At 67.1% G+C, this 15063-nt stretch carries 15 protein-coding genes, 1 pseudogene and 1 riboswitch; of the genes and pseudogenes, 4 read left to right on the top strand and 12 right to left on the bottom strand.

The features are described 5' to 3' along the window. Window positions 1-28: 28 nt before the first annotated feature. Window positions 29-1045, top strand: coding sequence for a tryptophan--tRNA ligase (trpS, locus tag ACZYW1_RS05980; RefSeq protein WP_463784077.1), 1017 nt, complete (start codon window positions 29-31; stop codon window positions 1043-1045). Between the two features lie 9 nt (window positions 1046-1054). Beyond that, entirely contained in the window at window positions 1055-2113 is a 1059-nt protein-coding gene (yhjD, locus tag ACZYW1_RS05975; RefSeq protein ID WP_463784075.1) for an inner membrane protein YhjD, read from the top strand. Here the strand turns inward: yhjD and ACZYW1_RS05970 are convergent, their stop codons facing one another. From ACZYW1_RS05970 to ACZYW1_RS05940, 7 genes are all read right to left on the bottom strand, one after another. Further along, a complete protein-coding gene (locus ACZYW1_RS05970; RefSeq protein ID WP_463784074.1) occupies window positions 2114-2428 on the bottom strand; it encodes a DMT family transporter in 315 nt (104 codons plus the stop codon). A gap of 12 nt (window positions 2429-2440) precedes the next feature. Continuing rightward, window positions 2441-2504, bottom strand: a riboswitch (guanidine-III (ykkC-III) riboswitch). A gap of 15 nt (window positions 2505-2519) precedes the next feature. Further along, the gene (gene nagA / locus ACZYW1_RS05965; RefSeq protein WP_463784072.1) at window positions 2520-3662 is read right to left on the bottom strand and encodes an N-acetylglucosamine-6-phosphate deacetylase; all 1143 of its coding nucleotides are present in this window, start codon (window positions 3660-3662) and stop codon (window positions 2520-2522) included. Further along, entirely contained in the window at window positions 3653-5017 is a 1365-nt protein-coding gene (locus ACZYW1_RS05960; protein WP_463787710.1) for a sugar porter family MFS transporter, read from the bottom strand. The genes nagA and ACZYW1_RS05960 overlap by 10 nt, the downstream gene beginning before the upstream one ends. 79 nt (window positions 5018-5096) lie before the next feature. Beyond that, entirely contained in the window at window positions 5097-6338 is a 1242-nt protein-coding gene (locus ACZYW1_RS05955; protein ID WP_463784071.1) for a D-alanyl-D-alanine carboxypeptidase family protein, read from the bottom strand. Between the two features lie 58 nt (window positions 6339-6396). After that, window positions 6397-7398 carry an SMP-30/gluconolactonase/LRE family protein gene (locus ACZYW1_RS05950; protein ID WP_463784070.1) on the bottom strand — a complete coding sequence of 334 codons (1002 nt, stop codon included), beginning with the start codon at window positions 7396-7398 and terminating at the stop codon, window positions 6397-6399. After that, on the bottom strand, window positions 7391-8725 hold the full coding sequence (locus ACZYW1_RS05945; protein WP_463784068.1) for an aspartate aminotransferase family protein: 1335 nt from the start codon (window positions 8723-8725) through the stop codon (window positions 7391-7393). The genes ACZYW1_RS05950 and ACZYW1_RS05945 overlap by 8 nt, the downstream gene beginning before the upstream one ends. After that, entirely contained in the window at window positions 8722-9378 is a 657-nt protein-coding gene (locus tag ACZYW1_RS05940; RefSeq protein WP_463784067.1) for an MOSC domain-containing protein, read from the bottom strand. Before ACZYW1_RS05940 ends, ACZYW1_RS05945 begins: the two co-directional genes overlap by 4 nt. A gap of 22 nt (window positions 9379-9400) precedes the next feature. Here ACZYW1_RS05940 and ACZYW1_RS05935 point away from each other — a divergent pair, with 22 nt between their 5' ends. Further along, on the top strand, window positions 9401-10333 hold the full coding sequence (locus ACZYW1_RS05935; RefSeq protein ID WP_463784065.1) for a sigma-70 family RNA polymerase sigma factor: 933 nt from the start codon (window positions 9401-9403) through the stop codon (window positions 10331-10333). Here ACZYW1_RS05935 and ACZYW1_RS05930 read toward each other — a convergent pair. From ACZYW1_RS05930 to sdhC, 5 genes and pseudogenes are all read right to left on the bottom strand, one after another. Continuing rightward, a pseudogene (locus tag ACZYW1_RS05930) lies at window positions 10275-10919 on the bottom strand (carboxymuconolactone decarboxylase family protein); the annotation flags it as partial. The gene ACZYW1_RS05935 and the pseudogene ACZYW1_RS05930 sit on opposite strands and share 59 nt — an antisense overlap. Window positions 10920-10921: 2 nt before the next feature. Continuing rightward, the gene (locus tag ACZYW1_RS05925) at window positions 10922-11713 is read right to left on the bottom strand and encodes a succinate dehydrogenase iron-sulfur subunit (protein ID WP_463784063.1); all 792 of its coding nucleotides are present in this window, start codon (window positions 11711-11713) and stop codon (window positions 10922-10924) included. After that, window positions 11713-13485, bottom strand: a complete 1773-nt coding sequence (gene sdhA / locus ACZYW1_RS05920; protein WP_463787709.1) for a succinate dehydrogenase flavoprotein subunit — start codon at window positions 13483-13485, stop codon at window positions 11713-11715. Before sdhA ends, ACZYW1_RS05925 begins: the two co-directional genes overlap by 1 nt. A gap of 15 nt (window positions 13486-13500) precedes the next feature. After that, window positions 13501-13971 (bottom strand): succinate dehydrogenase hydrophobic membrane anchor subunit, encoded by a 471-nt coding sequence (locus ACZYW1_RS05915; protein ID WP_463784061.1) that lies wholly within the window; start codon window positions 13969-13971, stop codon window positions 13501-13503. Continuing rightward, window positions 13968-14306 (bottom strand): succinate dehydrogenase, cytochrome b556 subunit, encoded by a 339-nt coding sequence (gene sdhC, locus ACZYW1_RS05910; protein ID WP_463787708.1) that lies wholly within the window; start codon window positions 14304-14306, stop codon window positions 13968-13970. Before sdhC ends, ACZYW1_RS05915 begins: the two co-directional genes overlap by 4 nt. Window positions 14307-14615: 309 nt before the next feature. Between sdhC and ACZYW1_RS05905 the strand changes: the two genes are divergently transcribed. Next, window positions 14616-15014, top strand: coding sequence for a cytidine deaminase (locus tag ACZYW1_RS05905; RefSeq protein WP_463787707.1), 399 nt, complete (start codon window positions 14616-14618; stop codon window positions 15012-15014). Window positions 15015-15063: the final 49 nt, after the last annotated feature.

The raw sequence follows: 15063 nt of genomic DNA, 5'->3' as shown, positions 1-15063 counted from the left end.
AGCGAACCTACGAGGAGGAGTGGCGTCGATGAGCCCCTCTGAATCCAGCCGGGTGTTTTCTGGTGTGCAGCCCACCTCCGACTCGCTCCACCTCGGAAACGCGCTGGGCGCCGTCACCCAATGGGCTCAGCTGCAAGACGACCACGACGCCTTCTTCTGCGTCGTCGACCTGCACGCCATCACCGTCCAGCAGGACCCCGACACCCTGCGGCGCCGAACCCTGGTGACCGCCGCCCAGTACCTGGCGCTCGGAGTCGACCCCGCCCGCAGCACGATCTTCGTGCAGAGCCACGTCCCGGCGCACACCCAGCTGGCCTGGGTGCTGGGCTGCTTCACCGGCTTCGGCCAGGCTTCCCGGATGACGCAGTTCAAGGACAAGTCGTCGCGGCACGGCAGCGATGCGACCACCGTCGGCCTGTTCACCTACCCGGTGCTGCAGGCCGCCGACGTGCTTTCCTACGACGCCGAACTGGTGCCGGTCGGGGAAGACCAGCGACAGCACCTGGAGCTGGCACGCGACATCGCACAACGCTTCAACAGTCGCTACCCGGACACGTTCGTCGTGCCCGAGGTCCTGATTCCCAAGGCCACCGCGAAGATCTACGACCTGCAGGACCCGTCGTCGAAGATGAGCAAGTCGGCCGCCACGGATGCGGGCCTGATCAGCCTGCTCGACGCGCCGGCGGTGTCCGCCAAGAAGATTCGGTCCGCGGTCACCGACAGCGAGCGTGAGATCCGCTACGACCCGGTGGAGAAAGCCGGCGTCTCGAATCTGCTGAGCATCCAGTCCGCGGTTACCGGTGTCGACATCGCGACGTTGGTCGACGGGTACGCCGGCCGCGGTTACGGCGACCTGAAGAAGGACACCGCCGAAGCCGTCGTCGAGTTCGTCACGCCGATCAAGGCGCGGGTCGACGAATTGCTGGCCGATCCAACCGAACTCGAGACGGTGCTGGCCTCGGGGGCGGCGCGGGCCGACGGAGTCGCTGCAAAGACGGTCGAGCGGGTATACGACCGCCTAGGATTTTTACCGAGACGTCTGTAGCGGGTGGGCATGAGCGAACCGGCCAAGCCAGGAATTCTGGATCGACTGCGGGCGCGGTACGCATGGCTGGACCACGCCATCCGGGCCAACGATTGGTTCGACGACTGTCAGGGCAACTTCTTCGCGGCCGGGCTGACGTACTACACGATCTTCGCGCTGTTCCCCTTGCTGATGGTCGGATTCAGCGTGGCCGGGTTCCTCTTGTCGCGTCGTCACGACGTGCTGATCGCGATCGACAACAAGGTCAGGCACGCGGTGCCGGGCGCACTCGGTCAGCAGATGCTCGACCTGATGAACTCGGCGATCGACGCACGGGCATCGGTCGGTGTGATCGGGTTGGCCGTCGCACTGTGGGTGGGACTGAATTGGATGAGCAACCTGCGGGTGGCTCTGACCGAGCTGTGGCGCCAGACCGACGGGTCGCACGGATACGTCCGCACCAAGTTCTCCGACCTCGTTGCGATGGTGTCGTCGTTCTTTGCCATCTTCGCCACCCTGGCGCTCAGCGCGCTGGCCGGAGCGGGACCGATGGCCCGGCTGTTGCGGGCGCTGGGTCTGCACGACCTCCCGGTGCTGGATGCGATTCTGCGTTCCGTGTCAGTGCTGGTGTCATTCCTGTTGTCGTGGTTGGTGTTCGGTTGGATGATCGCCCGGCTGCCCAGGGATCCGGTCAACTTCGGCAGCGCGGTTCGAGCGGCGCTGCTGGCGGCGGTCGGCTTCGAGGTGTTCAAGCTGGTCGGGTCGATCTACCTGAAGTCGGTGCTGCGCAGCCCGGCCGGGGCCACCTTCGGCCCGGTGCTGGGCCTGATGGTGTTCGCCTACGTCACGGCGCGGCTGTTGCTGTTCGCGACCGCGTGGGCGGCGACGACGGGCCCCGTTCCGCCGCCGGAGCAGCCGAAGTCCCCGGAGCCGGCCGAGCTGCGGAAGCAGCCCGAGCTCAGGGTCGCGATCCCCAGGCTGCCACCGGCCGACGCGCTCAAGGCGCGACAGCTCGGCACGGCCGCCGTCGTGGGTGCCGTTGGGGCACTGGGTCTTTCCCGACTCGTTCGGCGCGGAAAGCAGCAGTGATCAGCTCACCAGTTTCAGGCCGGCGATGCAGCCGACGACGCCGGCGATCAGCAGCACCTTGACCGGCGAGGCCGTCTCCTGGCCGGTCAGCATCGCGTACCCCACGGTGAGCACCGCGCCGACGCCGACCCAGACCGCATAGCTGGTCCCCGTTGGCAGGCTGCGCATTGCCACGGCCAGCCCTATCATCGAAAACAGCACGGCCACAGCGAAAATCAGTGACGGAATCAGCTTGGTGAATCCGTCGGACCGGTCCAGCGCGGTGGCCCACACCGCCTCGAGAACCCCGGAGGCCACCAGAATCAGCCACGCCATCGCACACCTCTCCCCGCGCCGTCTTGTCGTGGCCGGGTACGGTGCGCCTCGTCCGGGTGTCAGGTGCTGACCCGTTCGACGGTAGCAAACGTCAGGGCTCGACGGCCCAGTCGCCGCCTTTCATGACGCCGCGCACCAAGAGATCGCGCTCCAGCACAACAAGATTGGCATCGTATCCGACCTGCAGGCGTCCCGCGCCGACCAGGCCGATCGACCGCGCGGGCGTGGTCGACGTCAACTGCACGGCCGCCAGCAGCGCCGCGTCCCGGTCGGCACCGAGCCCGGCCGCTGTCGCGAACAGCCGGTCCATGGTCGCAGTGCTGCCGGCGATGGTCGAGGTCCCTCGCACCCGCGCCACCCCCCGGTCGACATCGACCGGCACCGAGCCGAGCTGATACTCGCCGTCGTCCGCGCCGGCCGCGGCGATGGCGTCGGTGACCAGTGCGACCCGCTCGGCGCCGGCCGCCTGCGCGGTCGTTCGCAGCACCGCGGGGTGGACGTGCAGGCCGTCGGCGATCAACTCCACGGTCACCCGCGGATCTTCCAGCAGCGCGAGCGCGGGACCCGGCTCGCGATGGTGCAGTGGCCGCATCGCGTTGAACAGATGGGTTGCGACGGTGGCACCCAAATCGATGGCCCGGCGGGTCTGCTCATACGTCGCATCGGTATGACCAAGCGCCACAACCACTCCGGCATCGACCAACCGGGAGATCGCGTCGTCGCTGCCGGGCCGCTCGGGTGCCAGGGTGACCATGCGGATCGCGCCGTCGCCGGCAGCCAGCAGGGCGTCGACCTCGCCAGGCGTCGCATCACGCAGCTGGGCCGCGTCGTGGGCTCCGCACTGCGCGGTGCTCAACCAGGGGCCTTCGAGGTGGATGCCGGCGATGACGCCCGCGCGGGTCGCCTCGGCGAGTCCGCGCACCGCGGTCGTCAACTGCTCCGAAGGTCCGGTGACCAGGCTGGCCAGTGTCGCAGTGGTGCCGTGCTCGCGGTGAAAAGCCGTTGCCCGCAATACTTCTGACAGCTCACCCGAAAGAAAAGACGCCCCACCGCCGCCGTGCACGTGGATGTCCACGAAACCGGGAACGATCACCGCCTCGGGCAGGTCGACATCGGGGGACCGGGGCGGTGTTCCCACGCCGCAGCCGGCGATGGTGGCGCCCGAGGTGTACACCCAGCCCGGGCGGCAGACGCCTTGTTCGAGTACGACGGTACCGGCCGCTATCAGCGGCATACTGATACATCCGTTGCCGCGCTGGGAGTTTCGTCCGGCCAGCGGCCGTTGTTCTCCCAGAAGTGGCGGATGTCTTCGAGCTGTCGGCCCTTGGTCTCCGGCGCGAACCGGTAGACCATGACGAGTCCGACCACCGCCAGCAGCGCGAAGATGCTGAACATCCAGGCACCGCCGAGGTTGTTCAGCATGGTCAGAAAGACGGACTCGATCAGCGCATTGGCGGTCAGGTTGGCGGTGAGCATGGCGCTGGATCCCAGCGACCGCAGATGGGCCGGGAAGCTCTCGCCGGCGTAGACCCAGACCAGGGCGCCGAACCCGAAGGTGAATCCCATGGTGAACAACAACAGCCCGGCATATCCGAAGCCCGAGACGGCGCTGGACTTCGCGGCGAACACCACGACCAGGACCAGATCGCCGAGGATCATCGCGGCGATGCCGGACAGCAGGATGGGCCGGCGTCCGATCCGGTCGACCAGTAGCAGCGACGCCACCACCGACGCCAGCGAGGCGAGCTGAACGAGGGCCGGCAGCACCAGCAGGGCGAAGTTGCCCTGGAATCCCATGGCCTCGAACAGCAGCGGGCTGTAGTAGATGATCCCGTTGATTCCGCTCAGTTCGGCGAAGAAGCCGATCCCGACGACGAACAAGGTGGCGCGAAGATACGGCAGGCGCAGCATCTCGAGGATCGATCCGCCCCGTTCCTCGGCCATCGCTTCGGCGATCTCGGCGAGTTCTTTCTCGACGTCGCTGTTCGGCTCGATCCGCAGCAGCGAGCGACGGGCGTCCTCGACCCGGTTCTTGAACAGGTACCAGCGGGCGGTGTCGGGCGTGGAGGCCAGCAGCGGAAGGACCAGCAGCGCCGGTACCGCCGCCAGCCCGAGCATCCAGCGCCAGCTGCCCGAATCCGCCAACGCGAACGCCGACAGGTAGCCACTGATGATGCCCAGGATGGTGGCCACCTGATAGGTGACCAGCAGGGAGCCGCGTTGTTGCGCCGGTGCGGATTCGGCGATGAAGACCGGTGTCACCGCCGCGGACAACCCGATGGTCATGCCGAGCAGCATGCGTGCCGTCATCAGCCAGGGCATCGACACAGCGGCGGCCCCCAGCAGCGAGAACACCGCGTAGCCACCGGCCACCATCATCATCGAGCGTTTGCGCCCGATCGCGTTGGCCAGGAATCCGCCGCTCAGGGCGCCGCAGATCTCGCCGATCACGACCATCGTCGTCAGCAGTTCCTGTTTACGGACGGTCAGGCTGAAGTCGTTGGTGATGAACAGCAGCGCACCGGCGATGTTGGACAGGTCGTAGCCGCAGATGATGCCCAGGGTCGCTGCAGTGACGGCGATCAGCATTCGCCGTCGCGCCCGCAGTGACTCGCCGATGCGGCTCACGGATCTCCCTCCGGGTAGCCGCCCGGTCCACGGTCGCTGCCTAGTGCTGCGGCCGTCGGTTCATCGAACGCGCCACCATAATCAAGCCGAACACGACGACCGTACCGATCACCGCGACACCGACCCTAATCGGCAAAGCGTCAACGCTCGGGATTAGCGCGGCCGCGTTTGCGGCGGGTCCGCCGCCGTTGTCGCCGGGTGCTGCGGCTTTGGGTGTGGCCAGCGACGGGTCTGGTTCGATCAGCGTCCCCACCCGGGTTCCGGGTGCGGTCGCGAAGCCGTAGTCGAGCAGATGGGCGGCCTGCTGCCACGGCGCGATCGGCATGCGGGTGCCGTGCAGCAACACCGCCACCAGCCGGCGACCATCCCGGTTGGCCGCGCCGACGAACGTCTGCCCGGCGTCGTCGGTGTAGCCGGTCTTGCCGCCGAGCGCCCCAGGGTAGTGGTAGAGCAGCTGGTTGTCGTTCTCCAGCTCGTAGCCGGGATGGTCGGCGTGGCCGGGGAAGTCGAACTTCTCGGTGTGCACGATGTCGGCGAAAGTCGGGTTCTGCCAGGCATATCGGTAGAACAGGCCGATGTCGTAGGCCGACGTGCTCATGCCCGGACCGTCGAGGCCCGACGGCGTCGCGGCGCGGGTGTCCTTGCCGCCGAGCTTGGCGGCCAGTGCGTTGATCTTGTCCAGCGCGACCGGCATGCCGCCCAGTTGCATGGCCAGCGAGTGGGCGGCGTCGTTGCCGGAGTGCATCAGCAGGCCGTGCAGCAGTTGGTTGACGGTGTACGCGCCGCCCGGGGACACGCCGACTTTGGTGCCCTCCGCGGCGGCATCCTCGGGTGTGCCGTCGACGGTCTTGTTGAGATTGAGTTCACGCAGCGCGGCCGTCGCGACGAGCACTTTGATGACGCTGGCCGGGCGGTGGCGACCGTGCGGGTCGCGGGCGGCGACGATGGCGCCGCTGTCCAGGTCGGCCACCACCCAGGCGTCGGCCGAGATGTCGTTGGGCACCGGCGGCGTGCCGGCGGCGGTGATCACGCCACAGCCGCTCAGCGAGTTGCCGCCGATCGGCGATTGCGGCACCGGCAGCGGCAGGGGTGGTTCGCCGGCCTGCGGGACCTCGGAGGAGTCGACGGCGGCCGGGGTCGCCACCTTGTACGGGCACAGGTCGTGCACCACTGCGGGCTCGGCGAGCGCCGCGGGCACGCCGAGCAGAACCGGCGAGGCCAGCAGGAAACCAGCCGCTGCCAGGCACGACGCACGTCGAAAGGCGGGCCCCAAGGCGGTCATGTGTAGGCAGAGTAGGCGATCGGAGGCCCGATTCGAGGGAGCCGCGCTGTTACTGGTGTTACGGATGTTGCAATTCGAGGTACCCGATACCGGGTCCGGCGATGCGGCCGAGCCACAACCGTCCGGGTACTTCGACCAGTCCGGTGACCAGTCCGAAGTCGGGATGCTGGGTGTGGGCCTGAGCCACCACCCGACCGTCGTCGGGGTCGAAGGCGGCCACCCACACCGTCGCCTTCGGGTTGGGCAGCCAGTGGTAGGGCAGCAGCCGCCACATCACGCTGCGGATGACCGGGGCCCGCGGGCCGAGCCATTCGTTGAGCGCGTTGCGTTCCGAGACCAGCGCGACCCAGATCCGGCCGTCCAGACCCGTCGAGATGTTGTCGGGATAACCGGGTAGGTCGGTGACCAACGGCGTGATGGTGCCGGCCCGCTCGCCGGCCAGCCAGTACTTCGACAGCCGGCAACCGGCGCTCTCGGCGAAGACCACAGCCGACTCGTCGGCGGTCAGCGTCACGCCGTTGGCGAAATACAGCCCGCCGGCCAACTCGGTGACGGTCCCGTCCGGGTCGCGCTTGAACAGCGCGCCGGTCGGGCGTCCCTCGATGACCGAGCCTTTGTAGTACTCGTAGTAGAAGCGGCTGGTCGAATCGGTGAAAAATATTGTGCCGTCTGATGATTCGACGACGTTGGAGCAGAAGGTCAGCGGGCGCCCGTCGATGTCGGCGACCAGCGTCTCGATCTCACCGGTTTCCGGGTCGAGACGTAACAGACCGCGGTGGCTGTCGCAGATCAGCAGCCGGCCGTCGCGGGCGACCGCCAGTCCCAGCGGCCGTCCACCGGTGTCGGCAACCACCTGGACGGCGACGCCGTCGGGGCTGACCTTGACGATGCGGCCATCCTCCACGCCGGTCCAGATGTTGCCGGCGGCGTCGGCGACGACATCCTCGGCGGCGGTGCCCGGCACCTCGACGATGTGCAGTGCCGCAGTGAAATCGGGTTCGGGGAGCAGCCGTGACCCAGGTGGTTGCCAGCGGATCGGGTCGATGCGCGGCTTAGCCAAACTGGTTCAGCTCCTCGGTCAGCACACCGCGCACGATCGCTTCGATGGTGTCGAACTCGGCTTGACCGCTGATCAGCGGCGGTGCCAGTTGGATCACGGCGTCGCCGCGATCGTCAGTGCGGCAATACAGCCCGGATTCGAACAACCCGGCCGACACCCGGCTCAGCAACGCGCGTTTTTCGTCGGCGTCGAAAACCTGCTTGGTGGCTTTGTCTTTCACCAACTCGATGCCGAAGAAGTACCCCTCACCGCGGACGTCGCCGACGATCGGGAGGTCGTAGAGCTTTTCCAGGGTGGCGCGCAGCGCCGGGGACTGCTGTGTGACGCGATCGTTGAGGCCTTCGCGTTCGAAGATGTCGAGGTTGGCCAGCGCGACCGCCGTGGAGACCGGGTGGCCGCCAAAGGTGTAGCCGTGCGGGAACATCGTCTCGCCGTCGTTGAACGGCTCGAATACCCGGTCACTGGCGATCATCGCACCCAGTGGGGAGTAGCCCGACGTCATCCCTTTGGCGCAGGTGATCATGTCCGGCACGTAGCCGAAGTCGTTGCAGGCGAACGTCGATCCGATTCGGCCGAAAGCACAGATCACCTCGTCGGAGACCAGCAGCACGTCGTAGTCGTCGCAGATTTCGCGGACCCGTTCGAAATACCCGGGCGGCGGTGGGATCGAACCGCCGGCGTTCTGCACCGGTTCCAGGAATACCGCGGCGACGGTGTCGGGCCCCTCGAATTCGATGGCTTCGGCGACGCGGTCGGCCGCCCATCGCCCGAACGCCTTGATGTCAGTGTCGAACGGTTCGGGCGCGCGGTAGAAGTTGGTGTTGGGCACCCGGAAACCGCCGGGCGTCACCGGCTCGAACGGCGCCTTGTACTTCGGCAGGCCGGTGATCGCCAACGCCCCCTGTGTGGTGCCGTGGTAGGCGACTGCCCGCGAAATGACCTTGTGCTTACCGGGTTTGCCGGTCAGCTTGAAGTATTGCTTGGCGACTTTCCATGCGGTCTCGACCGCCTCGGTACCACCGCTGGTGAAGAACACCCGGTTCAGGTCGCCGGGGGCGCGGCTCGCGAGCCGTTCGGACAGCTCGATCGCGGTGGGAGTGGCGTATCCCCACAGCGGGAAGAACGCCAGCGTCTCGGCTTGCCGGGCGGCGGCCTGCGCAAGCTCGGCGCGTCCGTGACCGACCTGGACCGTGAACAGGCCCGACAGTCCGTCGAGGTAACTCTTGCCGGCGTCGTCGAAGATCGTCACGCCCTCGCCGCGGGTGATGACCGGCGGTGTGACGCCGGGACCGTGCTTGGCGAAGTGCAGCCAGAGATGATCAGTCATGTAACACGTTGGTGGACGAAGCTTTTCAGCTCGGCTGACAGCGCCTCGGCCGGCAACAGCGCGGGAGCCAGACCGGGATCTTTCATCCGGGCGGTGAACGCCAGCCCGATGGTGACGTCGTGGTCGGGGCGGTACTCGACTGTGATGCCGTCACCCGCGCGCACCTCGCCCGAGGCGAGGACCCGGAAATAGGCACCCGGCAGTCCGGCGTCGGTGAATGTCTTGATCCAGCGCGGCCGGTCGAGAAAGGCCGCGAACGTCCGGCACGGTGTGCGTGGCGCGGAGACTTCGAGCAGCAGCGTGCTGCCGCCGATCCGCCATCGTTCACCGATCCGGGTCTGGGTCAGGTCCACCCCGACGGTAGTGAGGTTCTCGCCGAACATGCCGTTGTCGAGGGTGACGCCGAGCTGGTCTTCCCACCGGTCCAGATCTTCGCGAGCGTAGGCGTAGACGGCTTGGTCGGGTTTGCCGTGGAGCTTCGGATTTCCGATGTGGTCGCCGACCAGACCGCTGGCATCGCCCTGCGACTCTCCGGGCGGCCGGACCAGGACCGGCTCGGTGACGGGACGTTTGTCGATGCCCGTCACGTTGGACTGCGCGCGCGGATCGGGATTTGTGCTGAGCCGGGCCACGTTGACGGACAAGACGTGCACGGCCTCAAGATACGCTCGCGAGATGGCCTCTGACGAGCAGGTCACCGAATTCGAGTCGCTGCGGCCGCATCTGATGTCGGTCGGTTACCGGCTGACGGGCACGGTGGCCGATGCCGAGGACATCGTGCAGGAGGCGTGGCTGCGCTGGAACGCCTATGCCGGCGAGATCGACGACCTGCGAGCCTGGTTGACGACGGTGGTCAGCCGACTCGGGCTGGACCGGTTGCGCTCGGCCGCGCACCGGCGGGAAAGCTATGTGGGCCAATGGTTGCCGGAACCGGTGGTGACCGGATTCGACGGCGACGACCCGCTGTCGGTGGTGGTCGCCCATGAGGATGCCCGGTTCGCGGCGATGGTGGTGCTGGAACGTCTGTCGCCCGATCAGCGGGTCGCCTTCGTCTTGCACGACGGCTTCGCGGTGCCGTTCACCGAGGTCGCTGGTGTGCTGGGGACCAGCGAGGCGGCCGCCCGCCAGCTGGCGTCGCGGGCCCGCCGTGCCGTGACCGCCGAGCCGCCGCCGAGCCCCGACCCGGCCCACGACGAGGTGGTGGGCAAGTTGATGGCGGCGATCGTCTCCGGGGACATGGCCGCCACGGTCGCCCTGCTGCATCCGGGGGTGACGTTCACCGGCGACTCCAACCGCGCGGCACCCACGGCGGCCCGCGTCATCCACGGGCCGGAGAAGGTCGCCCGGTTCCTGTTCGGGCTCGCCCGGCGCTACGGGCCGGCCTTCATGACGTCGAGCCAACTGGCGCTGATCAACGGCGAGCTCGGCGCGTACACCGCGGGATCGCCCGGTGACGACGACCACCAGCCGATGATGCCGCGGATCACGGCCATGACGGTGCGCGACGGGAAGGTCAGCGCGATGTGGGACATCGCGAACCCGGACAAGTTCACCGGTTCGCCGTTGTGGAATCCGCCCAGGGAACGCGGCACGAGTCCCCGGAGCTGAAGCCCTGCTCGGTGATGCCGAGCGCGGAATTCATTCGGGCACGCATGTTTTCGACGCCGATCTGATAGGTCAGCTCGATCACCCCGTCGTCGCCGAAGCGGGCCTGCAGGTCGGCCACCTGCTCGTCGGTGACGGTGTGGGGATCGGTGGTCATCGCGTCGGCATAGGCGATCGCTGCTCGCTCGTCCTCGGTGAAAAGCGCTGAGGTGGCGTAATTGTCGATCTCGCGGAGGCGGTCGATGTCCAACCCGTCGAGGCGCTGCAGCATCGAGCCGAAGTCCACACACCACGAGCAGCCGATCGCGCGTGCGGTCCAGAACACCGCCAGCTCACGCACGTTGGCCGGCAGCCGGCGTGAACCGGACTGCAGCAGGGCCTCGTGCACGGCGTTGGCAACCAGCAGTCGCGGGTGGTGTGCCACCACCGCCAACGGCTCGGGTACTTCACCGAAGCGTCGCTTCGCGTAGCGGTACATCGTGCGGACCAGCCGGCTGGCCCGCGTGGGAGGCAGGGGGTCGATGCGTGTCTTTTGTGTCATGCAGATCAGACGAGGCAGCCCACGGATGTGTGACAGCCGCCCGCTTCGACTCAGCGGGAGAACATCAGTGCGCGTTTGACCTCTTGGATCGCCTTGGTGACCTCGATGCCCCGCGGGCAGGCGTCGGTGCAGTTGAACGTGGTGCGGCAGCGCCAGACACCGTCGACCTCGTTGAGGATGTCGAGCCGTTCGGCGGCGGCCTCGTCGCGGCTGTCGAAGATGAACCGGTGGGCGTTGACGATGGCCGCGGGGCCGAAGTAGCTGCCTTCGTTCCAGAACACCGGGCAGCTGGTGGTGCACGCCGCGCACAGGATGCACTTGGTGGTGTCGTCGTAGCGGGCGCGGTCGGTCGGGCTCTGGATCCGCTCCCGGGTCGGGGGATTGCCGCTGGTGATCAGGTACGGCTTCACCGCGCGGTAGGCGTCGAAGAACGGCTCCATGTCGACGATCAGGTCTTTCTCCACCGGCAGGCCGCGGATCGGCTCGATCGTGATCGTCACGTCTTTCTTCGGCTTCTTGGGCAGCAGATCGCGCATCAGCATCTTGCAGGCGAGCCGGTTGTGGCCGTTGATCCGCACCGCGTCGGAGCCGCACACGCCGTGCGCGCAGGAACGCCGGAAGGTCAGCGAGCCGTCCAGGTAACCCTTGACATAGATCAGCAGGTTGAGCACCCGGTCGGTCGGCAGGCAGGGCACCCGAAAGCTCTGCCAGCCACCGGAATCGGCGTACTGCTCCGGGTTCTCCGGATTGAACCGGGCGATCTTCAGCGTCACCATGACGGCGTCCTCCGGCACAGGCGGCAAGGGAGGGGTCACCGGGGCGTCCTGCACGTCCGCGCTCATCAGTACTTCCGCTCCTTGGGTTCGTAACGGGTCTGCACCACCGGCTTGAAGTCCAGCCGGATGTCGCTGAGCAGATCGGTGCGCTGCTTGTCGGCCCCGATTTCCTTGTAGGCCATGGTGTGGCGCATGTAGTTGACGTCGTCACGGTTGGGATAGTCCTCGCGGGCGTGGCCGCCGCGAGACTCCTTGCGGTTCAACGCCCCGACCACCGTCACCTCGGCCAGTTCCAGCAGGAAGCCGAGCTCGATGGCCTCCAGCAGATCGCTGTTGAAGCGTTTACCCTTGTCCTGCACCGAGATCCGAGAGTAGCGCTCCTTGAGTGCGTGAATATCGGTCAGCGCCTGCTTCAGCGTCTCCTCGGTGCGGAACACCGCGGCGTTGTTGTCCATCGTCTGCTGCAGCGCGCCGCGCAGGTCGGCGACCCGCTCGTTGCCGTGCTCGGACAGGATGTCGCCGACCCAGCTGACCACCATCGTCGCCGGGTCCGGCGGCATCTCGACGAAGTCGTGGCCCTTCGCGTAGGCGGCGGCGGCGATGCCGGCGCGCCGACCGAAGACGTTGATGTCCAGCAGCGAATTGGTGCCGAGCCGGTTGGCGCCGTGCACCGACACGCACGCGCATTCGCCTGCCGCGTACAGGCCGGGCACGGTATTGGTGTTGTCCCGCAACACCTGCCCGGTGATGGTGGTCGGGATTCCGCCCATCACGTAGTGACAGGTCGGATAGACCGGGACCAACTCCGTGACCGGATCCACCCCCAGATAGGTGCGGGCGAATTCGGTGATGTCAGGCAGCTTGGCGGCCAGCACCTCCGCGCCGAGATGGCGCACGTCGATGTACACATAGTCCTTGTGCGGGCCGGCGCCGCGACCCTCCAGCACTTCACGGACCATCGAGCGGGCGACGATGTCGCGGGGCGCGAGGTCGACGATGGTCGGCGCGTAGCGCTCCATGAAGCGCTCGCCCTCACCGTTGAGCAACCGGCCGCCCTCGCCGCGCACGGCCTCGGAGATCAAGATGCCCAGCCCGGCCAGACCCGTCGGGTGGAACTGGTGGAACTCCATGTCCTCCAACGGAAGTCCCTTGCGGAACACGATGCCGATACCGTCGCCGGTCAGGGTGTGCGCGTTCGAGGTGGTCTTGTACATCCGGCCCGAGCCGCCGGTGGCCAGCACGACGGCCTTGGCGTGGAAGACGTGGACGTCACCGGTGGCCAGTTCGTAGGCGACGACCCCGGTGGCCACCGGGCCCTTCGGGGTGTCGGTGAGCACCAGATCGAGGGCGTAGAACTCGTTGTAGAACTCGACGTCGTGCTTGACGCAGTTCTGGTAGAGCGTCTGCAGGATCATGTGGCCGGTTCGGTCTGCGGCGTAACAGGATCGGCGCACCGGCGCTTTGCCGTGGTCGCGGGTGTGTCCGCCGAAGCGGCGCTGGTCGATGCGGCCTTCGGGGGTGCGGTTGAAGGGCATCCCCATCTTCTCCAGGTCGAGCACCGCGTCGATGGCTTCCTTGCACATCACCTCGACGGCGTCCTGGTCGGCCAGATAGTCCCCACCCTTGACGGTGTCGAAGGTGTGCCATTCCCAGTTGTCGTCCTCGACGTTGGCCAGCGCCGCGCACATACCGCCCTGGGCCGCGCCGGTGTGGCTGCGCGTCGGGTAGAGCTTGGTCAAAACCGCTGTGCGGACGCGGGGTCCGGCCTCCACGGCGGCCCGCATACCGGCGCCGCCGGCGCCGACGATCACCACGTCGTATCGGTGTTCGCTGATCACTGCCACCCTCGCCTCCTAACCCGAGATGTTCGGGTCGAACGTCAGCAGCACATAGGTCCCGAGCACCAAGGTGAATGCCATCGACAGCACCAGCAGGCTGTTCAGCCAGAAGCGGGTGGAGTCCTTGCGGCTGTAGTCGTCGATGATGGTTCGCAACCCGTTGCCGCCGTGCAACTGCGCCAACCAGAGCAGCAACAGGTCCCACGTCTGCCAGAACGGCGAATGCCACCGCTGCGCAACATAATTGAAGTCGATGCGGTAGACGCCGTCCTCCCACATCAACATCACGAACAGATGTCCGAGCGCCAGGAAAACCAGCACGATGCCGGAGAACCGCATGAACAGCCAGGCGTATTTCTCGAAGTTCGGCATCCCGCCGCGCCGGCGCGGTGCCCGCGGGTTGTCCAAGCTCGCCGGGCGGTCATGGCTGCGTTGCCGAACCGGAGCGATCTGGCCCCGCCCGAGTTGGAGGTCCGGTGAGCTCATCGGAAATGCCCGATCATGTGGATGGCGACGACCACCGCGGCGGGCACCACCACCAGTAACCAGACGACGGCGATCGTCCACAGCATCTGCCGTTGGTAGCGGGGGCCCTGTCCCCAGAAGTCGATCAGGATCACCCGGATGCCGTTGAGCGCGTGGAAGAGCACCGCCGCGACCAGGCCGAGTTCCATCAGGCCGACCAGCGGTGTTTTGTAGGTCGAGATGACTTCGTCGTAGGCCTGCGGGCTGATCCGGACCAGCGCGGTGTCGAGAACGTGGATGAACAGGAAGAAGAAGATGGTGGCACCGGTGATCCGATGCAGTACCCAGGACCACATTCCGGGATCGCCGCGATAGAAGGTGCGGCGCAGACGCCGTAGTGGCGAGCCGTCTGGATTCGCGGACGTCGTCGTCATCAGCGCCTCCTGGTAGAGCCTGTCGCTTGCGACCCGCCGTGCCCGGCGCGATCACGGGGACCTGTTGCATTCGCGAATCTAGACCTTTTTGCACTCGTCGATGAACCGCTTCGCTGCTTCCGCCATTGACGCTCGCCGGGAATCTAGAGTGACCATGTGAATTAGCCAACAGAGGACGGAGTTCTCCGATGCATGGCAATGACGTGCGAAGCTGCCGCCGTGGTTGACGCTATCGAGTGGAAGCTGCTGCGCGACAGGGCGATTGAAGCAGCTGGCGGCGCATACGCGCCGTACTCCGGCTTCCCGGTGGGCGCTGCCGCGCTGGTGGACGACGGCCGGATCGTCACCGGTTGCAATGTGGAGAATGTCTCATATGGCCTGGGTCTCTGCGCGGAGTGCGCGGTGGTGTGCGCTCTGCACTCCAGCGGTGGCGGCGAATTGGTCGCGCTGGCCTGCGTCGACGGCAGGGGAGCGACGCTGATGCCGTGCGGCCGGTGCCGGCAGGTGTTGCTGGAGCACGGCGGACCGGATCTGCTGATCGACCATCCCGACGCGCCGCGGCGACTAGGAGACCTGTTGCCGGAAGCCTTTGGCCCGCAGGACCTTGTCGCCTACGGGCGGCACACGTGATGTTCGCCGGCGACGACGATGCCGGCTCGGCCGGGATCGAGGGGCCGCG

This window comes from Mycobacterium sp. IDUB_36 (assembly GCF_055419225.1).
The sequence above is the reverse complement of the archived record's forward strand: the minus strand, read 5'-3'. Positions and strand labels throughout refer to the sequence as shown.

Coding starts and splice junctions, on each gene's coding strand:
- trpS (WP_463784077.1), top strand. CDS start 29: ATGAGCCCCTCTGAATCCAGCCGGGTGTTTTCTGGTGTGCAGCCCACC.
- ACZYW1_RS05955 (WP_463784071.1), bottom strand. CDS start 6,338: ATGACCGCCTTGGGGCCCGCCTTTCGACGTGCGTCGTGCCTGGCAGCG.
- ACZYW1_RS05925 (WP_463784063.1), bottom strand. CDS start 11,713: ATGAGCGCGGACGTGCAGGACGCCCCGGTGACCCCTCCCTTGCCGCCT.
- ACZYW1_RS05935 (WP_463784065.1), top strand. CDS start 9,401: ATGGCCTCTGACGAGCAGGTCACCGAATTCGAGTCGCTGCGGCCGCAT.
- ACZYW1_RS05970 (WP_463784074.1), bottom strand. CDS start 2,428: ATGGCGTGGCTGATTCTGGTGGCCTCCGGGGTTCTCGAGGCGGTGTGG.
- nagA (WP_463784072.1), bottom strand. CDS start 3,662: ATGCCGCTGATAGCGGCCGGTACCGTCGTACTCGAACAAGGCGTCTGC.
- ACZYW1_RS05945 (WP_463784068.1), bottom strand. CDS start 8,725: ATGACTGATCATCTCTGGCTGCACTTCGCCAAGCACGGTCCCGGCGTC.
- yhjD (WP_463784075.1), top strand. CDS start 1,055: ATGAGCGAACCGGCCAAGCCAGGAATTCTGGATCGACTGCGGGCGCGG.
- ACZYW1_RS05960 (WP_463787710.1), bottom strand. CDS start 5,017: ATGCTGATCGCCGTCACTGCAGCGACCCTGGGCATCATCTGCGGCTAC.
- ACZYW1_RS05915 (WP_463784061.1), bottom strand. CDS start 13,971: ATGAGCTCACCGGACCTCCAACTCGGGCGGGGCCAGATCGCTCCGGTT.
- sdhC (WP_463787708.1), bottom strand. CDS start 14,306: ATGTGGTCCTGGGTACTGCATCGGATCACCGGTGCCACCATCTTCTTC.